The sequence below is a fragment of the Herbaspirillum sp. B65 genome, assembly GCF_000333555.1.
Lineage (GTDB): Bacteria > Pseudomonadota > Gammaproteobacteria > Burkholderiales > Burkholderiaceae_D > Herbaspirillum > Herbaspirillum rubrisubalbicans.
In genome coordinates this window covers 1-1,318 of record NZ_BADI01000506.1, presented here as the reverse complement: position 1 = coordinate 1,318, position 1,318 = coordinate 1, and the positions used below count along the sequence as shown (strand labels likewise).

Sequence of the window (1,318 nt, the reverse complement as noted above, 5' to 3'; positions counted from 1 at the left end):
GGTCAGCAAGGCCGCCCTGCGTGAACGTTACGGCCAGCCCGCACCCCAATCGACCGATCTTTGAAGGATCATCATGGCCAAATGGCTCGAATCGAGCGAATGCGTCACATCCGATGTCACCGAACGGGTGGCGCGCATCACCCTGACCCGATCCGAGAAGCGCAATGCCATCAACGGTGTCCTGCTGCGCGAACTGAAGCAGGCCCTGTNGGAAGCGGACGACCTGAGATCGGTGAACGTGATCGTTTTGCAGGGGGCGGGGCGCGACTTCTGCGCCGGTTATGACCTGGTGACCACTTACGGCGACCGCAAGCAGCAGGAGGCCGATGCTTCGGCCTATCGCGGCGGCACCAAGAGCTTTGACGACGACTGCTGGTCGATGGAGCGCCAGAACGAGACGGTGAACCTGATGGCGGCGATCCATAAACCCATCATCTGCAAGGTGCAGGGCAATTGCCTGGCCGGCGGTACCGACCTGGCCCTGGCCTGTGACATGGTGATCGCAGCGGACACCGCGCGCATCGGCTTTCCCGCCACGCGGGCGAACGGTTCGCCGCCGGCGCACATGTGGTTCTACCACGTGGGTCCGCAATGGGCCAAGCGCCTGCTGCTGACCGGCGATTCGCTGGCTGGGCGCGATGCCGCCAGGCTGGGCCTGGTGATGGAGGCGGTGCCGGCCGAGCAACTCGAGGCCGAAGTGGATGAGCTGGCACGCCGCCTGTCGTTCGTCGATGCCGATCTGCTGAGTGCCAACAAGCGCATCGTCAACCTCGCACTCGAACTGTCCGGCGCCTCCACCCTGCAGCGCCTGGCCGTGGAAAACGATGCGCGCGCACACCTGTCCCAAGGACCGCGCCGCGCCCAATTCAAGGCCGATATGGAAGCCGTGGGCCTGAAGGAAGCACTCAAGAGCCGCGATGCGCCATTCGGCGACGGCATGATCAAGCTGCACGCCCTCGGCCGCGATTGAAGGAGTCATGAATGGATGTCGAACTGAGCATCACCGGCGCGGTGGCCACGCTGTGCCTGAACCGTCCCGACAAACTCAACGCCCTGACGCCGGACATGCTCCAGCTGATGCTGGAGCAACTGGAGCAGGTGGAGAACGACCCCGAGATCCGCGCGCTGGTCCTGACGGGTGCCGGCCGGGCTTTTTGCGCCGGCGCCGACGTCAAGGGCAACGGCAGCCCGCCTCCGCCGATGAGTGTGAGCCATGCGCGGCGTGCGCTGGTGCCGTATCAGCAGGTGGCGCTGCGGCTATACAACCTTAACAAACCAGTGGTGGCGGCCGTGCGCGGCGTCAGTGTCGGTATCGCCT

At 65.0% G+C, this 1,318-nt stretch carries 2 protein-coding genes; both read left to right on the top strand.

The genetic code is table 11. The features are described 5' to 3' along the window. Positions 1 to 73 precede the first annotated feature (73 nt). Positions 74 to 970 carry a crotonase/enoyl-CoA hydratase family protein gene (locus I5W_RS12110; RefSeq protein WP_044529411.1) on the top strand — a complete coding sequence of 299 codons (897 nt, stop codon included), beginning with the start codon at positions 74 to 76 and terminating at the stop codon, positions 968 to 970. An 11-nt stretch (positions 971 to 981) separates the two neighbouring features. Further along, positions 982 to 1,318 (top strand): enoyl-CoA hydratase/isomerase family protein (locus I5W_RS12105; RefSeq protein ID WP_044529410.1); only part of this gene is annotated, 337 nt, incomplete at its 3' end.